The following is a 1,315-nucleotide window of genomic DNA, read 5'->3' as shown; positions in this document are numbered from 1 at the left end:
CAACGGCATCAAGCCATCAACACAAGATCAGGCCGCCGCTTGATGACCGCCCAAACACCAGATTTGACAATAGCTCGCCGGGTTCTCCTGGAAGTCATACGCCATCTGGTTGATCAGCCGGGTGATCGACCACTTCTCGTCGTCTTCGCTGATGTCAAGCCCCAGAGCCTCGGTCTGCGCGATCTCCAGGCCGTCATCCCAGCCGGATGGCAGGGCCATCTTGCGGATCCCGTGAACGTCGCGGTTGACAAACTCGACGAGCTTCTTCTGGGCCTTCTCGACGGAGATCGGATCACCGATCACATGCTCGACCTTCTCCTCGACCCAGAGCGCGATCTCGGACAGGGCGTCGTTCAGGCTGCGCTCCCCGCGCAGCACGGCACGGGCCAGCAGACCGGCCATGGCGACCATCTTGTTGTCGCGCGCCCCGGCAGGGACGAAGTCCATGGTCTTCGTGAGGGTGCCACCCTTGCCGACGTCGTAGCCCGCCTCCATCAGCTCTTCGCGGATCAGCTCCTCGATGCCCACCATGAGCTTCGGAACGCTGTCGAGCACGTCATAGAGGTTGGCGTTGGCGGTATAGGGCCGCTGCGTGTCCGGGTGGATCGACGGCGGCAAGCAAATCTGGGTGCCCTTCGACAGGATTTCGCAGATCATGCCCTCGGGGGTCTGGATGCGGGTGGTCCGCTCTCCGCTGAACTTGAAGATACGGACCATGCCCTTGGCCCCGACCCGATGCCAGGGGCTGGGCGGCAGCAGGCGGTCGAGGATGCCGATCACGACCGGATCGTCGGTATCAATGTCCACTGCCACCAGGCCAGAAGCCGGTCCCATCGCCATCCCGATATTTCCGTCCGGGTAGGCGCGCAGCCAGGCCGCCATTTCCTCTTTCGAGGGGAGGCGGTCTGCAAACAGCTGTCATCCGGGGATAGCGGGCCGCTTCTGACCAGCAATCAGCGGCATAGCCGGGAGGCCGTGCTGCCAGTAAAGCGGGGCATTGTTGCTGAAGATGTTTCCAGGAAGATGCGAGTTCATGGAGAGCCTTTGGGGTTGATTGGAACGACCGTCGCGGTGAAGCCGTGGCGTCACCTTCACTTGTGGCTGAACGTCCCCCCGTTCCATGGCTGCCGTGATCGTATCCTACAGACTTGGCAAAATTTATTCACGAAGCGGCGTTCGATGGTCCCCACCAGAACCGCTCAGTCTGGTTAAATCTGGCCCAGACTTAGACACTCCGATGGGCTCTGTTGCACAAAGCCGCTGATGGCCAAGCTGCCCCTTCCCCCGGACACACTTATCCTACAGCCTCGGTCAC

1 protein-coding gene is annotated in these 1,315 nt (G+C 61.4%); it reads right to left on the bottom strand.

Annotated features, from left to right (window positions below):
- Positions 1-27: 27 nt before the first annotated feature.
- Positions 28-915: a bifunctional DNA primase/polymerase gene (locus tag Q4543_RS24355; RefSeq protein WP_303442733.1), complete on the bottom strand. Its 888-nt coding sequence runs from the start codon at positions 913-915 to the stop codon at positions 28-30.
- Positions 916-1,315: the final 400 nt, after the last annotated feature.

Source organism: Salipiger sp. 1_MG-2023 (assembly GCF_030547555.1).
Lineage (GTDB): Bacteria > Pseudomonadota > Alphaproteobacteria > Rhodobacterales > Rhodobacteraceae > Salipiger.
This window is presented reverse-complemented; position numbering and strand designations above follow the sequence as displayed.